Below are 22,823 nucleotides of genomic sequence, written 5' to 3'. Positions count from 1 at the left end.
GGCCGGCCGGGGACCCGTTCCCCGGCCGGCCGGCTCTTTTTGTTGTCCGGAACGCGCCGGCAACGGTCGAAATCCGGGCCCGCTCAAGGCATGCTGCGACTGGGAGGTTCACCGCGCGGGGGCCGCCCGGACGGGAGAGTGTCGTGCAGACCTTCAGGTGCGCCTCGTGCGGGCGGGAGATCAAGCCCGCCGTCGCCTGCCCGCACTGTGGGGCCGACCAGCCACAGTGGGCCGAGCACCTGGCCGACATCGAGCGCTCGATCGCCGAGATGAAGGCCCGCGACGCGGAGATCGCCCGCGAGCAGCGGCAGATCGCCGCCAAGATGCAGGCCGCCCTCTTCCAGCGGGACATCCTGGCGCACGCCGGTGAGGAGCGGATCAAGCAGGCCACCCGGCCCCGCCGCGTGCTGCGCCGCCGGCCCGGCCGCCGCCCGCCGACCGCCACCACCGGCGCGCCACCCCGGGTGCCCCGCCAGGGCACCCCGACCGGCCCGGACGACCTCCCCCCGTCGCCGCCGCGGGGCCGCCCACAGTGGCTCGACGCGGACGACCCGGAGCACCCGCCGGAGGCGTCCTCGCGGGAGGTGCAGAACATCCCGCTCGGGCTCGGCGCGCTGCTGCTCGGCATCGCGGCGGTGGTCTTCGCCGCCGTCGCCACCAGCTCGATGGACGCGCTGGCCCGGCTCGGCGTGCTGCTCGTCGCCACGGTGCTCATGCTGCTGGCCCCGCCGGTGGTGGCCCGGCGCGGGCTCACCTCCACCGCCGAGACGATCGCCGCGGTGGGCCTGCTGCTGCTGCCGCTGGCCGGGTACGCGCTCTGGGCCGTCGACCGGGTCGGCGGCGGCACCTCCGGCCCCGCCTTCTCCGGGTCGATCTTCCTGGTCACCACCGTGGTCGCGTTCGGGTACGCGTACTGGACCGGGCTGCGGGCACCCCGCTTCGCCACCGTGCTGGCCGCCCAGCCGGTGCTGCCGCTGCTGGCGTACGAGCGGATCACCGGGCCGGCCGGCTGGGCGCTGGTGCTCACCGTGGTGGCGGTGGCCGACCTCGCGCTGGCCCGCTCGGCGGTGGTGGTCGAACGCCCCGTGCGGCGTGACCTGCCGATCCCGGCGCCGGAGCCCGCTCCGCCCCGGCAGCGCGCCGCCGACGGCCGGCCCGAGTCGGACCCGGAGGAGTCCGGCGAGGTGCTCGGCGCCGAGCCGCCTGCCGGCGCGGAGCCGGTCCCGCCGGCCCGTCCGGTGCCGTGGCTCCGCGAGCTGACCTGGCTGCTGCACGGTGCCGCCGTCGCCGTCGCCCTGGCGTACGCGGTCACCGCCCTGCTGCGCGCCACCACCGTGCCGGCCGCCGCCGGGGCCGGGGTCGTCCTGCTGCTCGCCGCGCTGGTGGGGCTCGCCGGGACGCTGGTGCTGCGCCGGCCGCCGCTGCCGGATGTGGGCGCCGGCATCGTCACCCTCGCGGTGATCGGCGCGCTGGGCCGGGTCGCCTCGGTCGCCTTCCCCGGCCGGTCGCTGCTGCTCATCGCCGCGGTCATCGCGCTCACCGGGTTCGCCGTCCGGGCCGTACCGGAGGCGGCCCGGCGGGGTCCGCAGCTCGCCTCGGCGGTGGCGCTCACGGTCAGCGGCCTGGTGGTGGCCGGCGGCGCGCTGCGCGCCGGGCTGGCCCCGGTCCGCGCCGCGCTGCCCGCCTGGTCGGCGGAGTTGAGCGATTGGCACGCCGAGCTGGCCGCGGCGGTCGGCCCGACCGGCTGGCAGCTCGCCGCCAGCGCGCTGCTGCTCACCGTCGCCGCGGTGGTGGCCCTGCCGGCGGAGATCCGGCGCGAGTTCGCGGTGGTCGGCGCGGCGCTGACCGCGCTCGCCGTGCCGGCCTCGCTCGGGCTGGGCTGGGCGACCGCCTGCTGGCCCATGCTGCTGACGGCGGTGGCCATCGGCGTGCTGGGGCTCACGGCCGGCACCGAGCGCGCCGCGGTGGCCCACTCGGCGACCGCCGCGGGGCTCGGGCTGATCGGGGCCGGGGCCGCTCTCGCCCGGCCCGCGCTGACCGCCGCCGCGCTGACCCTCCTGTTCCTGGCCGGCGCGCTGGTCTCGCTGGCGCCCCGGGTCCGGATCGCCGCCGCCGCCGCGGACACCGTCTGCGCCTGGGCGGCGGGCGGGGCGGCGTTCGCGCTGCCCGGCGCCGTGGCCGCGTTCGTGGCCGCCACGGTGCCGGCCGTGCCGATCCCCACCCCGGCGAACCTGCGGGAGGTCACCGTCCCGATCCTCGCGGCGAGCTTCCTCGGCGTGTGCGTCACGCTCGGCTACGCCGCGCTCGTCCAGGTCGCGCAGCGGCACCTCACCATGCCGCACGCACTCGGCACCGCGCTGGGCGCGGTGGCGGTCGCGGCGGCCGCGTTCGGCGCGCCCGGCGCCACCACCGCCGACGCCTGGTTGGGCGGGCTGCTGCTGGTCGCCGCCGCGCTGCTGGCGCTGGCCCCCCGGATCGACGCCGGCCGCCGCGCCGACCTGTCGCTCGACGGGTCGGACCTGGCGCTCGCCGCCACCACGGTGGCGCTCATCGCCACCCTGGTCCGGATCACCGCCGTGCTGGCCCCCGGCGGCCAGCTCGTGGTGGCCGCCGCGCTGGTCACGGTGGTCGCCGTCGCCGCACGGGCGCTGCCCGAGGAGTGGCGGCGCGGCCCGGTCCTCGGCATCGCCGCCGGCGGCGCGCTCATCGGCCTGATCGCGGCGTGGAGCGCGCTGCGCGGCGGGGCCGGCGTGCTGGCCACGCCGGGGCCGATCTGGGCCGGCGACCTGAGCGGCTGGCCGGCCGCGCCGACCGGCGGGTCCACCTGGCAGGCGCCGGTCGCGCTGGCGCTGCTGGCCGTGGCCGCCGGCATCCTGCTGCCGCCGCCCTGGAAGTACGACGTCTCCGGCGCGGCCGCCGTGCTCGCCACCATCGGCGCGCCGGCCGCGTTCGACCTGCCCTGGTGGTCGCCGGTGCTGGTGGGCGCCATGGTCGCCACGGTCTTCGGGATGGCGGCGGTGGCCGCGGCCGATCCACGCGCGGCGCTGTCCCGGGCCACGGTGGCCGGGATCGTCGCCCTGCACGCCGCCGGCGCCGGGCTGGTCCGCCCGTGGACCACCGCGCTGGCGCTCGGCAGCATCGCGCTGATCGGGGTGACGGTGGCCGCCCTGGCCCGGGCCCTCGCGCCGGCACTGGTGGAGGACGTCCGCACCGAGGGGATGCCGGTGCACCTGGTGCAGGTCGGCGGCGCGGCGGCCGGCGCCGCACTGCTCGCGCTCCCCGGGGCGGTGGCCGCCCTGGCCGTCGAGTACGGCCGGCCCCCGCAGGTGGTGCTCACCGCCGCGCTCGCCGCGTCCAGCATCGGCCTGGCCGCGGTGGCGGCGGTCCGCCGGCAGGTCCCGCAGTACCTCCCGTTCGCGAGCGTGGCCGTGGTGGGCGGCGCGACGGTCAGCGCGGCCGCCGCCGTGGTCACCCACCTCCCCGCCGGGGTGTACGCCGCCGCGGCGGCGCTGCTCGGCGTGCTCGCCGAACTGATCCGGGCCGCCACCGTGCCGCCGGTCGGCTCGGCCCAGCCGGTCCGCCGCTGGTCGGTGCTGCTGAACGGGGCGCTGCGCCGCGAGCCCGACGACCCGGCCGAGCGCCGCTGGCGGGTGAGCCCGGCGGCCGGTGCGCTCGCCGCGGCGGCGCTGCCCACCGCCCTGGCCCTCGCCACACTGGCGCCGGCGCTGGTGGTGGCGCTGGTCGAGCCGCTCCAGGTGGTGTCCCGGATCTGGCAGGGACCCCCGCCGGGGCTGCTCACCCCGCCACCCGAGGCGGTGGACCCGACGCACGTGCTCACCGCGCTCCTGCTCACCGCGACGGCGGCGCTCGCCGCCGTCGGGTTCAGTGGCGGCCGCCGGTCCCGGGCCGTACCGGTGATCCTGCCCGGGGCGGCGCTCACGTTGCTGATCACCCCGGTGGCGCTCGGCCGCGGCTGGCCGGTGACCGCGACGGCCGGGCTGGCCGTCTTCACCGTCTCGATGCTGGGGCTGGCGCTCACCCCGCCGCCCGCGCTGGCCGAACCGGCCCGCTCCATCCGGGTCGCCCGGGTGCTGGTGTTCGCCATCGGGCTGGCCGCCGGGAACGCCGGGCTCTCCGGCAGCCTCGCCACCCGGGAGCTGACCCTGTTCACGCTGGGCGGTGCGGTCGGCGTGGGCACGGTCGCCGCCCTCTTCGGCACCACCCAGCGGGCCCGCATCCTGGGCTGGCTGTTCGCCTCGCTCATGGCCCAGCTCTTCGTGCTCACGCTCGGTCTGGTGGCCGGGCTCGCCGCGGTCTGGTCCGCGTTCGGGGTGCTGGCCGTCGGGGCGGCGCTCCAGGTCTTCGCCGCCGCCCTGCCCCGGCTGCGCCGGCCGGAGGCGTACCGGGAGGCGGCCACCGTGGAGTGGAGCGGCCACGCCGCGGCGCTCATCGCGCTGGCCCTGGCCTACGACTCACCCCGGCACATCGCCGCGCTGCTGGCCGCCTGGGGCGCCGTCCTCGGGATGGCGGCCGGCCGCCCGGGCCGGCGGGCCGGGGAACGGAACCTGCTGATCTGGGGCGTGGTGATCTGCGAGATCAGCGCCTGGTGGATCCTCATGCGGACGGCCGACGTGGCGCTGCCCGAGGCCTACACCCTGCCGTTCGCGCTGCTCGCCCTGCTGGTCGGGGTGGTGCAGCTACGGCACCGGCCCGACCTGTCGAGCTGGGTGGCGTACGGGCCGGCGCTGGTCGCCGCGTTCCTGCCGACGCTGGCGATCGTGCTGGCCACCGAGTCCAGCATGCTGCGCCAGGTGCTGCTGCTGCTCGGCGCCGTGGCGGTGCTGATCTTCGGTTCGACGAGCCAGCAGCAGGCGCCGGTGATCGTGGGCGCCGCGGTCACCGCCATCGCCGCGGTGCACGCGCTGGTCAGCCTCGGCCCGTGGCTCGTGCTCATCCCGGTCGGCTTCCTCCTGCTGGTGCTCGGCGCGAGCAACGAGCGGCGCCGGCGCGCCCAGGAACGCCTCCAGACGGCGCTGCGCGGCATGAGGTGAAACCGGAGGGGTGGGCGCTCGCCGTCGGGGGCGGGCCGAGAGTGCCGGATCCGCCCGGAGGTGCCCGGGGAGCTCAGGCGAGCGAGGCGCGGAGGTTGGCTTCCTTCTCGGCGACCAGGTCCTCCAGGCTCGCCTGGTAGGCGGCCATCCGGTCGCGCAGCGCCGGGTCGGACACGCCCAGGATGCGTACGGCGAGCAGGCCGGCGTTGCGGGCGTTGCCGATCGACACCGTGGCCACCGGCACGCCGGCCGGCATCTGCACGATGGAGAGCAGCGAGTCCATGCCGTCGAGGTACTTCAGCGGCACCGGCACGCCGATCACCGGCAGCGGGGTGACCGAGGCGACCATGCCGGGCAGGTGTGCCGCGCCGCCCGCCCCGGCGATGATCACCTTGACGCCCCGGTCCGCGGCGGCCCGACCGTACTCGATCATCTTGACCGGGGTGCGGTGCGCCGACACCACGCCGACCTCGTAGGGCACGCCGAACTCGTCCAGCGCCTCGGCGGCGGCCCGCATGGTCGGCCAGTCCGAGTCACTGCCCATGATCAGCCCGACGGTGCTCATGAGCGCTCCTCCCGCAGCCAGCGGGCCGCACGCGCGGCCCGAACCCGTACGTCGTCCAGGTCGGTGCCGAGCACGGTGACGTGCCCGATCTTGCGGCCGGGCCGCACCTGCTTGCCGTACAGGTGGACCTTGGCGCCGGGTTCGGCGGCGAAGAGGTGGTGCAGCCGCTCGTCGATGGACATGCCGCCCGGCTCGCCGCCGAGCACGTTCGCCATCACCACGACCGGCGCGGTGAGCGAGGTGTCCCCCATCGGGTAGTCGAGCACGGCCCGGAGGTGCTGCTCGAACTGGGAGGTCCGGGCCCCCTCGATGGTCCAGTGCCCGGAGTTGTGCGGCCGCATGGCCAGCTCGTTCACCACCAGCCCGGTGGGTGTCTCGAACAGCTCCACGGCGAGCAGGCCGACCACACCGAGCGCGGTGGCCAGGTCGATGGCGAGCTGCTGCGCGGCGACGGCCCGCTCCTCGGGCAGGTCGGGCGCCGGGGCGAGCACCTCGACGCAGATGCCGTCCCGCTGCACCGTCTCCACCACCGGGTAGGCGGCGACCTGCCCGAACGGCGAGCGGGCCACCTGCACGGCCAGCTCCCGGCGCAGCGCCACCCGCTCCTCGACGATCAGCGGGGTGCCCCCGGCCAGCAGGGTGGTGGCCAGCTCGGCGGCCCCGGTGGCGTCGTCCACCATCCAGACGCCCCGGCCGTCATAGCCGCCGCGGGCGGCCTTGAGCACCACCGGCCAGCCGATCTCCGCGCCGAACGCGAGCAGGTCGGCCGGGGTCTCGACGGGGCGCCAGGCCGGGTTCGGCGCGCCCAGCTCACCGAGCCGCTCACGCATCACCCGCTTGTCCTGCGCGTGCACCAGCGCCTCGGCCGGCGGGAAGAGCTTCACGCCCTCCTCGGTCAGGGTGCGGATGTGCGCGTTGGGCACGTGCTCGTGGTCGAAGGTGACCACGTCGCACCCCTTGGCGAAGGTGCGCAGGGCGGCGAGGTCGGTGTGATCGCCGTACTGGACGTCGGCGGCGACCAGGGCGGCGCCGTCGTCCGGGGCGAGCGCGAGCACGCGCAGCGACTGGCCGAGGGCGATGGCGGCCTGGTGGGTCATCCGGGCGAGCTGGCCACCGCCCACCATGCCGACGACAGGCAGTCCGGTACGGGAATCCATAGCGCCGCCAGCCTATCGGGGCGGCGGCGGGCGACGGCCCGGAGGGCCGGACCTGGGAGGACCGGCGTCCGGTTGACAGGATCACCCCATGACGACCCGCGATCTGCTCCGCGGCCTGCCGGTGCTGGCCCATGACATGCCGTCCTTCGACCCGACCGACGTACCGGCGGAGCCCACCGCCCTCTTCGCCGACTGGCTCGCCGAAGCGGTCGCCGCCGGCGTGGACGAGCCGCATGCCATGACGGTCGCGACGGTCGACGCCGACGGCGCGCCCGACGCGCGGGTACTGATCCTGAAAGACCTGGACGCCACCGGCTGGCACTTCGCCACCACCTCCACCAGCGCCAAGGGGAGGCAGATCGCCGGCAACCCCCGCGTCGCGCTCGGCTTCCACTGGCGGGAGCAGGGCCGGCAGGTCCGGGTACGGGGCACCGCCCGGCCCGCCGACCCCGCCGTCTCCCGCCGGGACTTCCTGGCCCGGCCGGAGGGCTCCCGGATCGCGACCCTGGCCGGCCGGCAGAGCGCCGTCCTCGCCGACCGCGCCGAGCTGGATCGCGAGCTGGCCGAGGTGCGCGCCCGGCTGGCCGCCGATCCCGGGCTGGTCGCCGAGGGGCACACGGTCTACTCGGTGACCCCGGCGAGCGTCGAGTTCTGGCAGGCCGACCGGGAGCGCCGGCACGTCCGGCTGCGGTACCGGCGGACCACCGACGCGTGGAGCCGCGACCTGCTCTGGCCGTGATCGTCAGCCGAGGCGGCGGCACGGCGGCCCGGGTCAGCTCGTCGTGGCGACGGCGATGCGGCGGGGTGCTCGGGCAAGCTCGCGGGCCGTGGTCCGGGCGATCAGCAGCGAACCGAGCACGGTCGGGGCGAGCCAGGCGACCAGGTGGCCGCCGGTCATCTGCACGGCGAACCCGGTGACGAAGGCGATGACCGTGCTGCCCATCAGGTTGAGGTGCCAGATCCGCCAGCCCCGGCCGCCCAGCCCGCGCGGCCGGCGCCGGGCGAACCAGAGGCCGCCGACCAGCCAGCCGAGGGTGAGCGCGCCGAGCACGGCCAGCCCCCACAGGCGGCCCGGGTCGTAGGCGAAGAGCCCGAAGGCGCTGAGGCTGAGGCCGACAGCGGCCCCGGCGTAGACCCGGCCGAGCAGGGTGTGCCGGCCGCGCCGCTTCGGCGCGAGCAGCACGGGCAGCGCCAGCAGCAGCCCGGTGATGCCGCTGGCGGCGTGGAGCACGACGAGAACGGTGTGCACGGGTCCCCCTCCCGCGACATCCCAATGTGGGAGGTCGATGGGTCCAGCATCGGACCTGACACAATGGGATGTCAAGGAGATTCGCCGAAGGAGAACCGACCCATGCCGGACCGGCCGCTGAACGCCACCGCCGCCTCGCTGCTGGGCTTCCTGCACGACGGCCCGATGACCGGCTGGGACCTGGTCACCGTCGCCCAGCAGCGGATCGGGGCGTTCTGGTCGCTGACCCAGAGCCAGGTCTACCGGGAACTGACCGCGATGGCGGCCACCGGGCTGGTCCGGGCCGGTGAGCGGGGTCGACGCGACCGGCAGCCGTACGAGATCACCGAGGCGGGGCGCCGGGCGTTCGCCGAGTGGGCGGCCCGACCCCCGGCGGACGAGACGATCCGGTTCCCGCTGCTGCTGACCGTGCTCTTCGGCCGGCACCTGCCGCCGGAACGGCTCGCCGGCTACCTCGGCGCGCACCGGGCCGCCCACGCCGCACGGCTGGCCGACTACCAGGCCGCGGCCGCGCTGCTCCCCCCGGAGGCGGACGAGGTCGAACCGTACGCGGTGGCCACGCTGCGCTTCGGGCTGGCGTACGAGCGGGCGGTGCTGGAGTGGTTCGACGCGCTCCCCGAGCCGCTGCGCCCGGCGGCCGGGGGCGAGGAGCCGGTCAGCTGAGCTGGGCGACCAGATCCTCGACCGTGGTCACCGGCCGGTCACAGACGAACCCCCGGCAGACGTACGCGGTGGGCCGCCCGCCCAGCGGCGGCCGGTCGGCCAGCAGCGGCACACCGGGCTGGTCGGCCCGGCCCGCCACCATCACGGCCCCGGGCGGGGCGTGCCGGAGCGCGGCGGACACCAGCGGGTCGCCCACCGGGTCGTCCGTCACCACCGCGATCTCGTACGGCCCGGAGAGCACCGCCTCGCCGACCGTGGCCGCGTAGCCGGTGAACCGGGCGTGCCGGGCGACGATCGGCGCGACCGTCGACAGGGCCGCGTCGGCCGCCTCCCGGTACCGGGTCTCCCCCGTCAACGCCGCGTACGCGACCAGCGCCGCGGCGATCGCCGAGCGGCCGGCCGGGGTGGCGTTGTCGGTCGGGTCCGCCGGCCGGGTGACCAGGCGCTCGGCGTCGTCGGCGGTGTCGTAGAAGCCGCCGTCCGGTGCGGCGAACCGGGCCAGCGCCACGTCGAGCAGCTGCCCGGCCAGGACGAGCCAGCGGCCCTCGCCGGTCAGCTGGTGCATCGCGCAGAACGCCTCGGCCACGCAGCCGTAGTCCTCCAGCACGCCGGCCGGCTCGCCGACCACCTTGTCGCGGGAGACCCGGCGCAGCCGGCCGTCCACCACGTGCACGGCCGCCAGGTGCTCGGCGGCGTCCCGCATCGCGCCGTCGGCCACGATGGTGACGCCCTCCATGAGGTTGGCGTCCTCGTCGTCGGGGGCCGCACAGAGCGCCGCGACCTGCTGGAACTCGGCGATCGCCGTGATCGCCAGCCCGTTCCAGGCGGCCACCACCTTGTCGTCCCGGGCCGGCTGGGGGCGGGTGTCCCGCGCCGCGAGCAGCCGGCCCACCACCTCCTGCCAGCGCCGGCGCACCGAAGGGTCGGCGTCGTCGATGTCCCGGGCCAGCCTCAGCACGCTGGTGCCGTGCTCGACGCCGCTCTCTCCGTCCGGAGCGCCGCCCTGCGGCGCGGAGTCGGAGTGAGGAGCGAAGGTGCCCTGCTCGGTCACCTCGAACAGGTCGGCCGCGAAGCGGCCGTCCTCCTCACCCAGCACCTCGACCAGCTGGGCCGGGGTCCAGACGTAGGTGAGGCCCTCGACCCCCTCGGTGTCGGCGTCCAGCGCCGAGGCGAACCCCTCGCCGGCCCGGTGCAGCTCGTCGGCGAGGAACCGGGCCGTGTCGCGGGCCACCCGCCGGGCCAGCCGGTCGCCGGTGAGCCGCCAGAGCTGCGTGTAGACCCGCAGCAGCAGGGCGTTGTCGTAGAGCATCTTCTCGAAGTGCGGCACCGTCCAGTGCCCGTCCACCGAATAGCGGGCGAAGCCGCCGGCGAGCTGGTCGTGCAGGCCACCGCGGGCCATCGCCTCGCAGGTGTGCCGGACGATCTCCAGGCTCCGGGGCGAACCGGTGCGCTGGTGGTGCCGGAGCAGGAAGAGCAGGTTCATGTGCGGCGGGAACTTCGGCGCGCCACCGAAACCGCCGTTCGTCTCGTCGTACTCGGAGGCGAGCTGGTCGGCGGCGGCGTCCAGCAGCTCGGCGGTGAGCGGCGCGGTCAGGCCACCCACCGCCTGCGCGCCGCCGATCGCCTCGACCACGGCGGCGCCCTGCCGCAGCACCGCCTCCCGCTGGTCGCGCCAGGCGGTGGCCACCGAGCCGAGCAGCCGGACGAAGTTCGCCCGGGGGAAGTAGGTGCCGCAGAAGAACGGGGTGCCGTCCGGGGTGGCGAAGACCGTCATGGGCCAGCCGCCCTGGCCGGTCATCGCCTGGGTGGCCGTCATGTAGACGGCGTCGACGTCGGGCCGCTCCTCCCGGTCCACCTTGACGCAGACGAAGTCGTCGTTCATGAGCTGGGCGACGCCCTCGTTCTCGAACGACTCGTGCGCCATGACGTGGCACCAGTGGCAGGCCGCGTAACCGACCGAGATGAGCACCGGGACGTCGCGCCGCTTCGCCTCGGCGAACGCCTCGTCGCACCAGGGCCACCAGTCGACCGGGTTGTCGGCGTGCTGGAGCAGGTAGGGCGAGGTGGCGTCGGCGAGTCGGTTCACCCGACGACCATATCGGCCGCACCCTGGCCACGCCGCCGGAGTGGACCGGCCGGGCCGGGGAGCCACCTCCCCGGCCCTCCGGATGCCGCCATCGCCCGGCCGGAATCGCACGGCGGGAAGGCCACCGATCGGGCTGTCCCGTCCGGGCCGGCGTCGGTGCCGAGGCCAAGGGACATCATCCGTCCTTCCGATATTCATCTTTGTTGATTTGAATCAGCGCATGCCCGGCGCCGCCGGGCCGTCCGAAGGAGACGGTTCATGCGCAGACTCCCCGCCCTGCTCGCCCTCGCCGCCCTCGCCGGACCGGTGCTGGCCCCCGGCACCGCGACCGCCGCGGTCCCGGCGGACACCCGGTTCTCCGCCACCACCGGTGTCGGGATCCACAACACGTACGAGCGCGGCACCCACCCCTACCTGGCGCAGGCGCTCGACGCCCGGCCCGGGCTGATCGAGCTGGACGTCTGGCCGGACGTGCTGACCCGGCAGTGGCGGGTCAGCCACTCCAACCCGCTCGGCAACGACAACAACTGCGTGGCCGCCACGAGCGCCGCCCAGCTCTACACGGGCACCCGGAACCGGAACCTGGAGCACTGCCTCGACGACATCCGGCTGTGGCTGGGCGCCCACCCCGACGCCGGCCCGCTGGTCCTCAAGCTGGAGCTGAAGACCGGCTTCAGCGGGCGTACCGGGCAGGGGCCGGCCCAGCTCGACGCGGTGCTCGCCGCGCGGCTCGGCGACCGGGTGTTCCGCCCGGCCGACCTGCTCGGCGGGCACGCCAACCTGGACGCCGCCGCGCGCACCGACGCCTGGCCCAGCCGGGCGCAGCTCGCCGGCCGGGTGATCGTCGAGCTCATCCCCGGCACCGTCGAGGAGGGCAACCCGACCGACACCCTCTGGACCGACGTCGAGTACGCCCGCCACCTGGCCGGCCTCGCGGCGGCCGGCACGCTGGGCACGGCCCGCGCCTTCCCGGCCGTGCACCGGGCGCAGGCCGGCGACCCCCGGACCCGGTACGCCGACGCGAGCCTGCGGCCCTGGTTCGTGCTCTTCGACGGCGACGCCACGGCGTACGTCACCGGGGGCATCGACACCGCCTGGTACGACGCCAACCACTACCTGCTGGTGATGACCGACGCGCAGAACGTCCCGCCGGCCGTGGGCGCGGGCGACGCCGACGCGGCGGCGGCCCGGGTGGCCGAGCTGGCCGGGGCGCACGCCAGCATCGCCTCCGCGGACTGGGCGGCCCTGCCCACCGTCTTCGACGACGTGCTGCCCCGCGGCTGAGCACGCGACCGGCCGGCCCGCGCCGCCGGGGCGAGCGGCTCCGGCGGGGCGGGACGGTCAGGAGGCGCCGTCGGCGCGCAACGGGAAGACGTTGCCGCGGGCGGTGTCCACCAGCGACCCGAGCACCGCGCCGATCTTGTCCGCCGGCATCGGCTTGAAGAAGTGGTAGCCCTGGGCGGCGGTGCAGCCCAACTCGGCCAGGGCGGTCCGCTGCTCGGCGGTCTCGACGCCCTCCGCCACCACCCGCAACCCCAGCTCGTGGGCCAGCCCGACGGTCGTCCGCACGATCGCGGCCGCCTCCGGGGAGTCGGCCATCCGGATCACGAAGGAACGGTCCACCTTCAACTCGTCGACCGCGATCCGGGTCAGGAACGTCAGCGAGGAGAACCCCGTGCCGAAGTCGTCCACGGCGAGCTGCACGCCCATCGAGCGGAGGGTGGCGAGCACCTCGTCGATGACCTCCAGCTCGCTCATCACCACCGTCTCGGTGATCTCCAGGACCAGCCGGTGCGGCGGGACCTGGTGCCGGCGCAGCGCCTCGCCGATCTCGGCCGGCAGCCGCGGGTCGAGCAGGCTGCGCGCCGACAGGTTCACCGAGATCGGGATGTCCAGCCCCTCGCGCGCCCATTCGGCCGCCACCGCGAGGGCCTTGTCCAGCACGTAGCGGGTGAAGCTGCCGAGCTGCTCGCTGTTCTCCACCGGACGGATGAAGTCCGCCGGGCCGAGCCAGCCCCGGCGCGGGTGCCGCCAGCGGATCAGCGCCTCCACCCCGGTCGGCGCGCCGGTGGCCAGGTCCACCGCCGGCTGCAACGCCAGCACCAGCTGGTCGTCGGCCTCCAGGGCCTCCCGCAGCTCCGCGAGCAGCGCCAGGTGGTCGGTGCTCGCCGCGTCGCGGGAGCTGTCGTACGCGGCGACGCTGCCGCCGCCCTCCTTCGCCTGGTACATGGCGATGTCGGCCCGGCGCAACAGCTCGGTCAGGTCGGCGGTGCCCGCGTCGGCGACCACCACGCCGACCGCCACCTCGACCGACATGCGCACCCCGGCCACCTCGGTCGGCGCGGCGAGCCGCTCGGCGATCTCCCGGGCCTGCCGCAGCGCGTACGCCAGCGGGGCGGCCCGGTCGTCGACCACCGGAACCGTGGTGAGCAGCAGGGCGAACTCGTCGCCGCCGAGCCGCCCGAGCAGGTCGCCGGGACGGGCGATGGTGGTCAGCCGGCTCGCGGCCAGCCGCAGCAGCTGGTCGCCGGCCGCGTGCCCGAGCGTGTCGTTGACCTCTTTGAACTGGTTGATGTCGAGCAGCAGCAGCGCCACCGGATGGTCGTGGGCGCGCTGCCGCAACGCCTGGTCGCCCTTGGCCAGCAGGGCGGCCCGGTTGAGCAGCCCGGTGAGCTGGTCGTGCACCGCCTCGTACGACGAGCGGGCGGTGACCAGCCGCAGCTCGCGGTGGGTCGCGGCGTCGTGCAGGGCGGCGGCCAGCGCGTCGCCGAACGCCGCGACGCCGTCGCGTTCCCGGGCGCTGGGCGGGGCGGACCGGGGGAACCTGACGCGCAGCTGGCCGACCTCGGCGCTGCCCACGGTGAGCCGCCGGACCAGCTCGTGCTCGCCCGACGCGGTGGCCGACGGCGGCTCCACCTCGCGGTCGCGCACCTGCGCGCCGGTGTCCGCGCGGTAGCGGCGCCAGCGGGCGTCGCCGCGGGCCACGTCCACCTCGACCAGCTCGGCGCCGAACAGGGTGAGCGCTCCGGTCACCGCGGCGGTCGCCACGCCCCGCTCGTCGAGCTGGTTGAGGGCGGCGGTGGCCTCGGCGAAGGCCCGCCAGGTGCGCCGCTCCTGGTCGGCCCGGAGCCGGTGCCGGTAGGTCTGCTGGAGCAGCCAGAGTGGCGGTGGCAGGAGCAGCAGCCAGCGCGGGTCGAGCTCCAGCAGGGTGACCACCACCAGGCCGACCGCCACGTTGCCGACGAACATGAGCAGCTTGCCGCGGAGCGCGGCGAGCAGCGGCGGCCCGATCGGGATGCCGTGCTGCAGGGCGAGACCGGCGCCGCCCAGCCAGGCGGTGGTGAGCAGGTAGACCACCGCGCCGGCGGTCAGGGCGAGGGCCAGCTCGGGGGTGGGCGCGGCGAGCAGCGGCCGGCCGAGCGCGCTGGCGACGGCGGCGGCGAGCGCGGTGGCGGCGCAGAGCGAGCCGGCGATCCGGACCAGCTCCAGCGCGGACCGGCGGTCGGCGGCCAGGGACATGGTCGTCCACGCGGCGCCGGCGCCGAGCAGGGCGGCGGCCGGCAGCCAGCCGGCCGGCACCAGGTAGAGGCAGACGACGAGCGCCGCCTCGCCCCAGGTGATGCTGACCATGCCCGAGGCGGTGCGGAAGCGCAGCCGGGCGAGCTGGGCCACGGCGAACGCCGCGACGGCGACGCCGAACCGGACGAACCCGGGCAGCGGGTCGTCCGGCGGCAGGTGGGCGGGGACGGTGAGGCCGACCACGGCCGCCACCACGGCGGTGACCGCGACGGCCGAGGTCAGCAGGATCACTCCGACCGGTGTGCCGCGCAGACCCAGCCGATCGGGGGGATCGCCGGCCCGGCCGGAGGTCACCGGCCCACCCCGTCAGGCGGCGGCCCCGGGGCACGGTCGGGGGCGGTTGCTGCCATCGACATCGGCGCCCCCCTTCCGCGCACGGCTCAGGGCCTTTCGGTCCCCCCGGCGGAAGGCTAAGCCAAACCCGGTGGTCGCAACAGGGGTTGACGACCGGCTTCGGCGTGATTCACGCGCTGTTCAGCCGTTCCGGCGCTGCTGGGAGCCGTTGGGGGCGTTCGTCGGTGAATCCTGCTCGGCGGTCCCGTCTGTCGGATCCGCGACTGACGCGTCGGTCCGGCCCGGCTCGACCGGGCCGGCCTGCTGGGGGAACCGGTCGGGCAGCCGGCGCAGCCGGGCGTTCATGTTGCGGATCAGCAGGACGGTGGCGGTGGCCAGCAGCACGATGAGGAAGAGGCCCATCGGGCCGGCCAGACCACCCGTGCGGGTGTCACCGAAGTTGTTCTCCGCGAGCACCTGGGCGGTGGTCAGCATGGTGTTCCTCCGATGTGCGGCTGAGGACCAGCGTAGCCCGCCGGGGAATCAGCGGGCATGGCACGTCTCGCGCACTCCGGCGAAGAGGTCGGACTCGGGCAGCGGGCTGTCCACCATCGAGCGGGCGAGCTGGAAGTCCTCGGTCGGCCAGGCGCGCTGCTGCAGGTCCATGGGCACCTGGAACCAGAAGCCGTCGGGGTCGATCTGGGTGGCGTGGGCGCGCAGCGCGTCGTCGCGGACCGGGAAGTATTCGGCGCAGTCGACCCGGGTGGTGATCCGCTCGCCCTTGTCGGGACGATCCTCCCAGCGCTTCATCCACTCCCCGTACGGCGACTCCAGGCCGGCGGCGAGCATCGCCTCGTGCAGGGCCAGGATCTTCGCCCGCGAGAAGCCCACGTCGTAGTAGAGCTTGAGCGGCTGCCACGGCTCGCCCAGCTCGGGGTGGCGGTCCGGGTCGCCGGCGGCCTCGAAGGCCGCCACCGTCACCTTGTGGGTCATGATGTGGTCGGGGTGCGGGTAGCCGCCCTCCTCGTCGTACGTGGTGACGACGTGCGGACGGAACTGACGCATGAGCCGCACCAGCGGTGCGGCCGCGACCTCGACCTCCTCCAGGGCGAAGCAGCCCTCCGGCAGCGGCGGCAGCGGGTCGCCCTCGGGCAGCCCGGAGTCGACGAAGCCGAGCCACGCCTGCTCGATGCCGAGGATGGCCCGGGCCGCGTCCATCTCGGCGCGGCGGATGTCACCGATGTTGGCCCACACGTCGGGCCGGTCCATCTTGGGATTGAGCACGCTGCCCCGCTCGCCACCCGTGCAGGTGACGACCAGGACATCCACCCCCTCGGCGACGTATTTCGCCATGGTGGCCGCGCCCTTGCTCGACTCGTCGTCGGGATGGGCGTGCACCGCCATGAGCCGCAGTCGTTCTGCCACCTTCGGCGCTCCTCGTCTGTGCCCACCGGGCCCGGCCCGCCCGGGCCCGCCCGGCTGACCTGCCGGAATCTCCCCCCGCGCCCGCGAAAGCCCCCGTGTGGCCGATCGGCGGCGGGGCCGACCTGCCATTCTTGACTCAGCGCCGGGCTGGGAAGATGGACTTTGCCATTCTTGCCGATGCCGCCGACAACAACGCCAGGAGATACCCGCCGGTGAGCGAGACGCACGCCACACTCCCATCGGACGCACCGGTCTTCCCGCCCGGCCGCTACGGCCGCCGCCGGGAGCCGGGGCGCCGCCGTCCGCTCCTGCTCGTACTGGTGGCGGCCGTCCTGCTGGCGCTCCTCGGGCTGGTCGCCGCCCGGCTCTACAGCCAGTACGGCGACCCCGACTACCGTGCCGAGATGATCACCTACACGGACATCACCGACTCCGGGGTGGTGGTCGACTTCCGGGTGACGGTGCCGGAGGGCGGCTCCGCGACGTGCCTGCTGCGGGCCCGCTCCCACGACGGCGCCGAGGTGGGCCACATCGAGGCCACGGTGACCGCCCCGCCCGGTGAACGCCACGTCCGGTCCCGGCAGGAGGTCCCCACCACCGCCCGGCCCTTCATCGGCGAGGTGCTGCGCTGCCGGCCGGCCGGCTGAGCCGGCAGCCCGGCCCGGCGCCGGGACGACACGCACCCCGGGTCCCACGGCCGGCACCCGGGGTGATCGGCAACACCCCGAGGTGGCCCGCACTGGTAAATTGGTTGTTCACCTGTCAGCCAGTCCGCACCAACCGAGGAGATCGCCTGTGTCCACCAATGACAACGAGGCGCCCGCGACCTGGCTGTCCCAGGACGCGTACGACCGCCTGCAGGGCGAGCTCGACGAGCTGATCGCCAACCGGCCGGTCATCGCCGCCGAGATCAACGCCCGGCGCGAGGAGGGCGACCTGCGGGAGAATGGCGGCTACCACGCCGCGCGCGAGGAGCAGGGCAAGGCGGAGGGCCGCATCCTCTACCTGAAGGAGCTGCTCCGCACGGCCAAGGTCGGCGAGGCACCGAGCGCCGACGCCGTGTCGCCCGGCATGGTCGTGACGATCTACTTCGACGACGACGCCGACGACACGGAGACCTTCCTGCTCGGCTCCCGCGAGATCGCCTCCACGACCGACCTCACCGTCTACAGCCCCGAGTCGGCGCTCGGCAAGGCGATCCTGGGCGGCAAGGCGGGCCAGACCTGCACCTACACGGCGCCCAGCGGCGCCGACATCAAGGTGACGGTGGTCAAGTTCGAGCCGTTCTCCGGCTAGCCGCTCCGGACCCGCGCCGGACGGCTCGGGTCCGACCCGACCGAGGCTGACAGGCTCCTCGGCCCCGAGCCACATCCGACCGCACCGACCGCCCCGACCGCCCCGACCGGCACCGTCCGGCCGGGGCGGTCGTGTCCGCGGCGCCCTCAGCCCTCCCCGGCGAAGACCACCTGGTAGCCGCTTGCCCGCAGGGCGCTGATCAGGGTGTCCGAGTGCTCCACGCCGCGGGTCTCCACCGAGAGCGCCACCTCCACCTCGCCGAGCCGCAGGTGGGGGTTGGCCCGCTGGTGCACCACGTCGACCACGTTGGCCCGGTGCTCGGCGATCTCCCCGAGCAGCGAGGCGAGCTGGCCCGGCCGGTCCGTGCAGCGGACGGTCACCCGCAGGTAGCGACCCGCCGCCGCCAGGCCGTGCTCGATCACCCGCAGCATCAGCAGCGGGTCGATGTTGCCGCCGGACAGCACCGCCACCACCGGCGCCTGGACCTCCACCACACCGGCCAGCAGGGCCGCCACACCGACCGCGCCGGCCGGCTCCACCACCTGCTTGCCGCGCTCCAGCAGCATCAGCAACGCTCGGGAGATGTCCTCCTCCGAGACCGTGACGATCTCGTCGACCAGCTTGCGGACATGGGTGAAGGTCAGCTCACCGGGGCGGCCGACCGCGATCCCGTCGGCGATCGTCGAGAAGAAGGGCAGCCGGACCGGCTCGCCGGCCTTCAGCGAGGGCGGGAAGGCCGCGGCGCTCGCCGCCTGCACCCCGATCACGCGTACGTCGGGGCGCAGCGCCTTGGCGACCACCGCCAGACCGGAGATCAGCCCGCCGCCGCCCACCCCCGTCACGATGGTCTTCACGTCCGGGCACTGTTCGAGGATCTCCAGGGCCACCGTGCCCTGACCGGCGATGACGTCCCGGTGGTCGAACGGGTGGATGAACACCGCGCCGGTCCGCTCGGCGAAGGTCTGCGCCGCCACCAGCGACTCGTCCACCGTGTTGCCGACCAGTTCGACCTGGGCCCCGTACCCCTTCGTGGCGGCGACCTTCGGCAGCGGCGCGTTGACCGGCATGAAGACCGTGGCGTGCGCGCCGACCAGGCCGGCGGCGAGCGCGACCCCCTGGGCGTGGTTGCCGGCGCTCGCCGCGACCACCCCGCGTTGCCGCTCCTCGGCGGAGAGCCGGGAGATCCGCACGTACGCGCCCCGCACCTTGTACGACCCGGCGCGCTGCACGTTCTCGCACTTGAGCCAGGTCGGCCCGCCGAGCGCGGCGCTGAGCGGCCGCGACGGCTCCAGCGGGGTGGTGCGGGTGACGCCGGCGAGCAGTTCCCGCGCGGCCTGTACGTCGGCGAGACCGACCAGTTCCGTCATGCCCCGATCGTGCCACCCGGCCCCGGCGGAACCTGCGGCGACGCCACGGTCGGGTCACCCGGCACCTGCGGCGACGGTCCGGTGACCGGCTGCGGCGGGATCGCGGGGGACAGCAGGGCCGCCCGCCACGCGGCCCCGTCGATGCGGGCCTGCTGTGCGGCGGAGACGCGCAGCACGACAGCGACGAGCGCGGCCGCGGCGACGAGAACCGCCAGCGCCGGGAGGGTGTTGCGCAGCGCGGCGTCCCGATACTGGTCGAGACCCGGTGCCAGCCCCTGCTCGGCGCGGCGTAGCCGGTCATCCACGTCGGCGATGCTGGTCACCAGATCGGCGATGCCGAACGCCAGCCAGGCCAGCCACCAGACGCCGACCAGGACACGCAGCCACACCCGGTCGAGGCTGTCCCGGACGATGCCGGCCATGACCACGCACGGCACAGCGAGGCTGGCCACCGGCACCCACCAGCCCGTGATGGCCCAGTGGGCGGCCAGGACCTTCCGGCCGCCGGGGAAGGCATCCGTGTTCTTCCGGGCCCGGAACATCCAGACCATCACCAGGGCGGCGGTGGTCAGGAAGACCAGGAGGTACGCCACGGAGAGCAGCCCCTCGGCGGCGAGCGGCACCGGCTGCCGGCCCGGGTCCCCGCCGGGCGGGGTGAGCAGGACGTGCAGGGCCGGCGCCAGCGCCACCAGGGTGTACAGCAGCGCGGTCAGGCCCACCCCGATCGCCGCGGCCACACCGATGCCGTGGACCGCGAAGGTCCGCATCCCCGGCGAGAGCGCGGGCCGGTCCGGCGAGACGCCGCAGCGCGGGCAGGCGCCGGCGGTGGGGCTGTCGGCCCCGCAGGTCTGGCAGTGCATCGGCGTCGTCCCCGTGGTCGCGTGCGGAAGTCGCGCACACGCTAGACGATCATGCGTGGGCCGGCGAACCCGTCCCGACCCGGGGGTAGCCGGGGGCGTGCCGCTGCCACGGCGCCTGCATCTCGAACTGGCCGGCGACGCCGAGCAGCAGCAGTTCCGAGCCGGGCGGGCCGACGAACTGCACGGCGACCGGCAGGCCGTCCGGGCGGCGGCCGACCGGCACCACGATCGCCGGCAGCCCGGCGATGTTCCAGGGCGCGGCGTACGGGGCGTACCGGATGTTGGCCTTCATGTTCGCCAGCCAGGAGCGGCCGGACCAGCCGGCGGCCTCCGGCGGCGGACCGGCCAGCGCCGGGGTGAGCAGCAGGTCGACCGAGTGGTCGGCGAAGAAGTTCACCGACCGCTCGCGCCAGGCGGCCCGGTCGGCCTCGCGCACGTACCCCCGGCGCTGCGCCCACTCGCCGAGCGCGACGTGCCGGCGGCTGCGCCGCTGCAGCCCGCGCCGCTCCACGCCCGCGGCCTGCACCTCGGTGGCGGCCGCGGCGAACCAGGTGGCGATGCCCTGCAGCCCGAGCCGCGTCGGGTAGACCGGGTCGGCCGGGACGGTGTCGTGCCCGGCGGCGGCGAGCAGCCGGCCGGCGGCGGCGACCGCGTCCCGGTTCGGCGCGTCCGGCGAGACGCCGCGCACCGGGGAGCGCAGCGAGACGCCCACCCGCAGCCGCGGCGGCGGGACCAGCTTGTCCGGGCGGCGCCCGGCCAGCACCGAGAAACCGACCACCGCGTCGGCCACCGTGCCGGTCAGCATGCCGTGCTCGGTGAGGCCGAACCAGTCGTCCGCGCCGAGCTGGCAGGGCACCACGCCCCGGCCGGGCTTGAGCCCGACCAGCCCGCAGCAGGCGGCCGGAATGCGGATCGAGCCGAGGCCGTCGTTGCCGTGCGCGATCGGCACCAGCCCGGCCGCCACCGCGGCGGCCGCACCACCCGAGGAGCCGCCCGGGGTCCGCGCCGGGTCCCAGGGGTTGCGGGTCACCCCGGTATCGTCGTCGGTGAGGGCCCACAGGCCCAGCTCCGGCATCCGGGTCACCCCGAGGATCACCGCGCCCGCGCCGCGCAGCCGGCGGACCACCTCGTGGTCGGCCTCCGCCACGGGGGTACGCACGGCGGCCGACCCGTTCCACGTCGGCAGGCCGGCCACCGGGGTGTTCTCCTTGACCGCCACCGGCACGCCGGCCAGCGGGAGGTTGGCCAGGTCCTCCTGCTCGTCGACCTTCTCCGCCTCGACGATCGCCTCGCCGCCGCGTACCGAGCGGAACGCGGCCAGCTCGGCGTCGGCCCGGGCGATGTGGTCGAGGTGGTCGGCCACGACCTGGGTGGCGGACACGTCACCCCGGCGTACGCCCCGGGCGATCTGCTTGGCGGTCGCCCCCACCCAGGTCGTCGGCATGATGTCCTGCACGGCCATCCTCCCCAGCCAGCGGTCAGCCCAGCGCCTGCTCCAGATCGGCGAGCAGGTCGTCGACCGTCTCGATGCCGACAGACAGTCGCACGAGATCGCCGGGAACTTCAAGCGGCGAGCCGGCAGCGCTCGCGTGTGTCATGCGTCCCGGGTGCTCGATCAGGGATTCGACCCCGCCGAGCGACTCGGCGAGCACGAAGAGCTTCGCCCGGTTGCAGATCTCCACGGCGTGCTCCTCGCCGCCCGCCGCCCGGAAGGAGATCATCCCGCCGAACCGGCGCATCTGCTTGGCGGCCACCTCGTGACCCGGGTGCGCGGGCAGGCCCGGGTAGATGACCTGCGCGACCTTGGCGTGACCGTCCAGGTAGGCGGCGATCCGCTCGGCGTTGTCGCAGTGCCGGTCCATCCGTACCCCGAGGGTCTTGATGCCGCGCAGGGTGAGCCACGCGTCGAACGGGCCGTTCACGGCGCCCATCGCGTTCTGGTGGTAGCGCAGTTCCTCGCCGAGCGCCCGGTCGGCCGCGATCAGGGCGCCACCGACCACGTCGGAGTGTCCGCCGATGTACTTGGTGGTGGAGTGCACCACCACGTCCGCGCCGAACGCGATCGGCTGCTGGAGGTACGGCGAGGCGAAGGTGTTGTCGACCACCAGCAGCGCGTCGGCCTCGTGCGCGACGGCGGCCAGCGCGGCGATGTCCGCGATGCCGAGCAGCGGGTTGGTCGGCGTCTCCACCCAGATGATCCGGGTGGCGCCGGGACGGATCGCGGCGCGGACGGCGTCCGGGTCGGAGACCTTCGCCGGGGTGTACGCCAGCCCCCAGCGCTCGGCCACCTTGGCGAACAGCCGGTAGGTGCCGCCGTACGCGTCGTCCGGGATCACCACGTGGTCGCCCGGCTTGCAGACGGTCCGCAGCAGGGCGTCCTCGGCGGCCAGGCCACTGGCGAAGGCGAGCCCCACGGGCCCGCCCTCCAGCGCCGCCAGGCACTCCTGGAGCGCGTCCCGGGTCGGGTTGCCCGAGCGGCTGTACTCGTAGCCCTCCCGGGGCGCGCCGACGGCGTCCTGGGCGTAGGTGCTGGTCTGATAGATCGGCGGGATCACCGCGCCGGTGCGGGCCTCCGGGTCCTGACCGGCGTGGATGGCGAGCGTCTCGAAGCCGTGACTCATTCCCGAGACGTTAGTCCGCCCGCCGCGTCCCACCGCGTGTAACCCGCCCGGCGCCCGCACCATCCCTTGATGTGGATCTTGGAGAGTTGCCGTTCCGCGCGAACGGCAACTCGCCAAGATCGGCGCGGGGAACCGGCAAGACGCGGGGCAGCGCCTAGCCTGGCGGGGTGAGCGGGTGCGTGTTCTGCGGGATCGTGGCGGGCGAGGTGCCGGCGTTCCGGGTCGCCGACGAGGCGGACGGGGTGGCCTTCCTGGACACCCGGCCGGTGTTCAAGGGGCACGTGCTCGTGGTGCCGCGCACCCACCTGGTCAGCCTGGCCGACCTGCCGGCCGCCGCGCTGCCCGGCTACTTCCGGCTGGTGCAGCGGCTCGCCGTGGCCGTGGAGGCCGGTCTGGGGTCCGGTGGGACGTTCGTGGCCATGAACAACAAGGTGTCGCAGTCGGTTCCCCACCTGCACACCCATGTCGTGCCCCGGACGAAGGGCGACGGGCTGCGCGGCTTCTTCTGGCCGCGGACCCGCTACGCCGACGACGCGGAGGCCGAGGACTTCGCGGGCCGGGTCGCCGCCGCGCTCGCCTGAGGCCGGAACCTCCGGGTAAGGAACCGGGGTCCGGCGCTGTTGCACACGCT

At 75.4% G+C, this 22,823-nt stretch carries 18 protein-coding genes; 7 read left to right on the top strand and 11 right to left on the bottom strand.

What is annotated here, in order from left to right:
• Nucleotides 1-143 precede the first annotated feature (143 nt).
• Nucleotides 144-5,051: an SCO7613 C-terminal domain-containing membrane protein gene (locus tag ACQP12_RS04600; RefSeq protein WP_433285253.1), complete on the top strand. Its 4,908-nt coding sequence runs from the start codon at nt 144-146 to the stop codon at nt 5,049-5,051.
• A gap of 73 nt (nt 5,052-5,124) precedes the next feature.
• Here the strand turns inward: ACQP12_RS04600 and purE are convergent, their stop codons facing one another.
• Entirely contained in the window at nt 5,125-5,616 is a 492-nt protein-coding gene (purE, locus tag ACQP12_RS04595; RefSeq protein ID WP_357947649.1) for a 5-(carboxyamino)imidazole ribonucleotide mutase, read from the bottom strand.
• A complete protein-coding gene (locus ACQP12_RS04590) occupies nt 5,613-6,773 on the bottom strand; it encodes a 5-(carboxyamino)imidazole ribonucleotide synthase (RefSeq protein ID WP_433285250.1) in 1,161 nt (386 codons plus the stop codon). Before ACQP12_RS04590 ends, purE begins: the two co-directional genes overlap by 4 nt.
• 88 nt (nt 6,774-6,861) lie before the next feature.
• On the opposite strand from ACQP12_RS04590, the gene ACQP12_RS04585 reads away from it, so the two are divergent.
• Nucleotides 6,862-7,512: a pyridoxine/pyridoxamine 5'-phosphate oxidase gene (locus tag ACQP12_RS04585; RefSeq protein WP_433285248.1), complete on the top strand. Its 651-nt coding sequence runs from the start codon at nt 6,862-6,864 to the stop codon at nt 7,510-7,512.
• A 33-nt stretch (nt 7,513-7,545) separates the two neighbouring features.
• Here the strand turns inward: ACQP12_RS04585 and ACQP12_RS04580 are convergent, their stop codons facing one another.
• Nucleotides 7,546-8,022, bottom strand: a complete 477-nt coding sequence (locus ACQP12_RS04580; protein WP_357947659.1) for a hypothetical protein — start codon at nt 8,020-8,022, stop codon at nt 7,546-7,548.
• A gap of 102 nt (nt 8,023-8,124) precedes the next feature.
• Here ACQP12_RS04580 and ACQP12_RS04575 point away from each other — a divergent pair, with 102 nt between their 5' ends.
• Entirely contained in the window at nt 8,125-8,685 is a 561-nt protein-coding gene (locus ACQP12_RS04575) for a helix-turn-helix transcriptional regulator (protein WP_433285246.1), read from the top strand.
• Here ACQP12_RS04575 and ACQP12_RS04570 read toward each other — a convergent pair.
• A complete protein-coding gene (locus ACQP12_RS04570; RefSeq protein WP_433285244.1) occupies nt 8,678-10,771 on the bottom strand; it encodes a thioredoxin domain-containing protein in 2,094 nt (697 codons plus the stop codon). The two genes, ACQP12_RS04575 and ACQP12_RS04570, sit on opposite strands and share 8 nt — an antisense overlap.
• A 258-nt stretch (nt 10,772-11,029) precedes the next feature.
• On the opposite strand from ACQP12_RS04570, the gene ACQP12_RS04565 reads away from it, so the two are divergent.
• Complete coding sequence (locus ACQP12_RS04565; protein ID WP_433285242.1) at nt 11,030-12,055, top strand: phosphatidylinositol-specific phospholipase C domain-containing protein; 1,026 nt, start codon at nt 11,030-11,032, stop codon at nt 12,053-12,055.
• Between the two features lie 57 nt (nt 12,056-12,112).
• Here ACQP12_RS04565 and ACQP12_RS04560 read toward each other — a convergent pair whose 3' ends face one another.
• From ACQP12_RS04560 to mca, 3 genes are all read right to left on the bottom strand, one after another.
• Nucleotides 12,113-14,608: a putative bifunctional diguanylate cyclase/phosphodiesterase gene (locus ACQP12_RS04560; RefSeq protein ID WP_433289125.1), complete on the bottom strand. Its 2,496-nt coding sequence runs from the start codon at nt 14,606-14,608 to the stop codon at nt 12,113-12,115.
• A gap of 216 nt (nt 14,609-14,824) precedes the next feature.
• The gene (locus tag ACQP12_RS04555; protein ID WP_357947671.1) at nt 14,825-15,118 is read right to left on the bottom strand and encodes a hypothetical protein; all 294 of its coding nucleotides are present in this window, start codon (nt 15,116-15,118) and stop codon (nt 14,825-14,827) included.
• A gap of 48 nt (nt 15,119-15,166) precedes the next feature.
• Nucleotides 15,167-16,048 carry a mycothiol conjugate amidase Mca gene (gene mca, locus ACQP12_RS04550; RefSeq protein WP_433285239.1) on the bottom strand — a complete coding sequence of 294 codons (882 nt, stop codon included), beginning with the start codon at nt 16,046-16,048 and terminating at the stop codon, nt 15,167-15,169.
• A gap of 212 nt (nt 16,049-16,260) precedes the next feature.
• Here mca and ACQP12_RS04545 point away from each other — a divergent pair, with 212 nt between their 5' ends.
• Together ACQP12_RS04545 and greA are read left to right on the top strand one after the other, a co-directional pair.
• The gene (locus ACQP12_RS04545; RefSeq protein ID WP_357947677.1) at nt 16,261-16,695 is read left to right on the top strand and encodes a DUF4307 domain-containing protein; all 435 of its coding nucleotides are present in this window, start codon (nt 16,261-16,263) and stop codon (nt 16,693-16,695) included.
• A 148-nt stretch (nt 16,696-16,843) separates the two neighbouring features.
• The gene (gene greA / locus ACQP12_RS04540; protein WP_357947680.1) at nt 16,844-17,344 is read left to right on the top strand and encodes a transcription elongation factor GreA; all 501 of its coding nucleotides are present in this window, start codon (nt 16,844-16,846) and stop codon (nt 17,342-17,344) included.
• Nucleotides 17,345-17,490: 146 nt separating this feature from the next.
• Here greA and ilvA read toward each other — a convergent pair whose 3' ends face one another.
• From ilvA to ACQP12_RS04520, 4 genes are read right to left on the bottom strand one after another with little or no spacing between them, the layout of a single operon-like run.
• Nucleotides 17,491-18,711 carry a threonine ammonia-lyase gene (gene ilvA, locus ACQP12_RS04535; RefSeq protein ID WP_357947683.1) on the bottom strand — a complete coding sequence of 407 codons (1,221 nt, stop codon included), beginning with the start codon at nt 18,709-18,711 and terminating at the stop codon, nt 17,491-17,493.
• A complete protein-coding gene (locus tag ACQP12_RS04530) occupies nt 18,708-19,571 on the bottom strand; it encodes a DUF4328 domain-containing protein (protein WP_433285236.1) in 864 nt (287 codons plus the stop codon). Before ACQP12_RS04530 ends, ilvA begins: the two co-directional genes overlap by 4 nt.
• Nucleotides 19,572-19,620: 49 nt before the next feature.
• On the bottom strand, nt 19,621-21,033 hold the full coding sequence (locus ACQP12_RS04525) for an amidase (protein WP_433285233.1): 1,413 nt from the start codon (nt 21,031-21,033) through the stop codon (nt 19,621-19,623).
• A gap of 16 nt (nt 21,034-21,049) precedes the next feature.
• Nucleotides 21,050-22,192 (bottom strand): cystathionine gamma-synthase, encoded by a 1,143-nt coding sequence (locus tag ACQP12_RS04520; RefSeq protein WP_357947692.1) that lies wholly within the window; start codon nt 22,190-22,192, stop codon nt 21,050-21,052.
• Nucleotides 22,193-22,359: 167 nt separating this feature from the next.
• Here ACQP12_RS04520 and ACQP12_RS04515 point away from each other — a divergent pair, with 167 nt between their 5' ends.
• A complete protein-coding gene (locus ACQP12_RS04515; RefSeq protein WP_433285230.1) occupies nt 22,360-22,773 on the top strand; it encodes an HIT family protein in 414 nt (137 codons plus the stop codon).
• Nucleotides 22,774-22,823 lie beyond the last annotated feature (50 nt).

Origin of the sequence: Micromonospora sp. CA-244673 (genome assembly GCF_050948395.1) — a bacterium.
Taxonomy (GTDB): domain Bacteria; phylum Actinomycetota; class Actinomycetes; order Mycobacteriales; family Micromonosporaceae; genus Micromonospora.
Note: the sequence above shows the minus strand (reverse complement) of the source record. Positions and strands in the feature narration are given on the sequence as shown.

Bases quoted from the DNA above. Each gene is read 5' to 3' on its own strand.
- ilvA (WP_357947683.1), bottom strand. From the start codon at position 18,711: ATGACGGAACTGGTCGGTCTCGCCGACGTACAGGCCGCGCGGGAACTG.
- ACQP12_RS04590 (WP_433285250.1), bottom strand. From the start codon at position 6,773: ATGGATTCCCGTACCGGACTGCCTGTCGTCGGCATGGTGGGCGGTGGC.
- ACQP12_RS04555 (WP_357947671.1), bottom strand. From the start codon at position 15,118: ATGCTGACCACCGCCCAGGTGCTCGCGGAGAACAACTTCGGTGACACC.
- ACQP12_RS04565 (WP_433285242.1), top strand. From the start codon at position 11,030: ATGCGCAGACTCCCCGCCCTGCTCGCCCTCGCCGCCCTCGCCGGACCG.
- purE (WP_357947649.1), bottom strand. From the start codon at position 5,616: ATGAGCACCGTCGGGCTGATCATGGGCAGTGACTCGGACTGGCCGACC.
- ACQP12_RS04530 (WP_433285236.1), bottom strand. From the start codon at position 19,571: ATGCACTGCCAGACCTGCGGGGCCGACAGCCCCACCGCCGGCGCCTGC.
- ACQP12_RS04520 (WP_357947692.1), bottom strand. From the start codon at position 22,192: ATGAGTCACGGCTTCGAGACGCTCGCCATCCACGCCGGTCAGGACCCG.
- ACQP12_RS04575 (WP_433285246.1), top strand. From the start codon at position 8,125: ATGCCGGACCGGCCGCTGAACGCCACCGCCGCCTCGCTGCTGGGCTTC.
- ACQP12_RS04525 (WP_433285233.1), bottom strand. From the start codon at position 21,033: ATGGCCGTGCAGGACATCATGCCGACGACCTGGGTGGGGGCGACCGCC.
- ACQP12_RS04585 (WP_433285248.1), top strand. From the start codon at position 6,862: ATGACGACCCGCGATCTGCTCCGCGGCCTGCCGGTGCTGGCCCATGAC.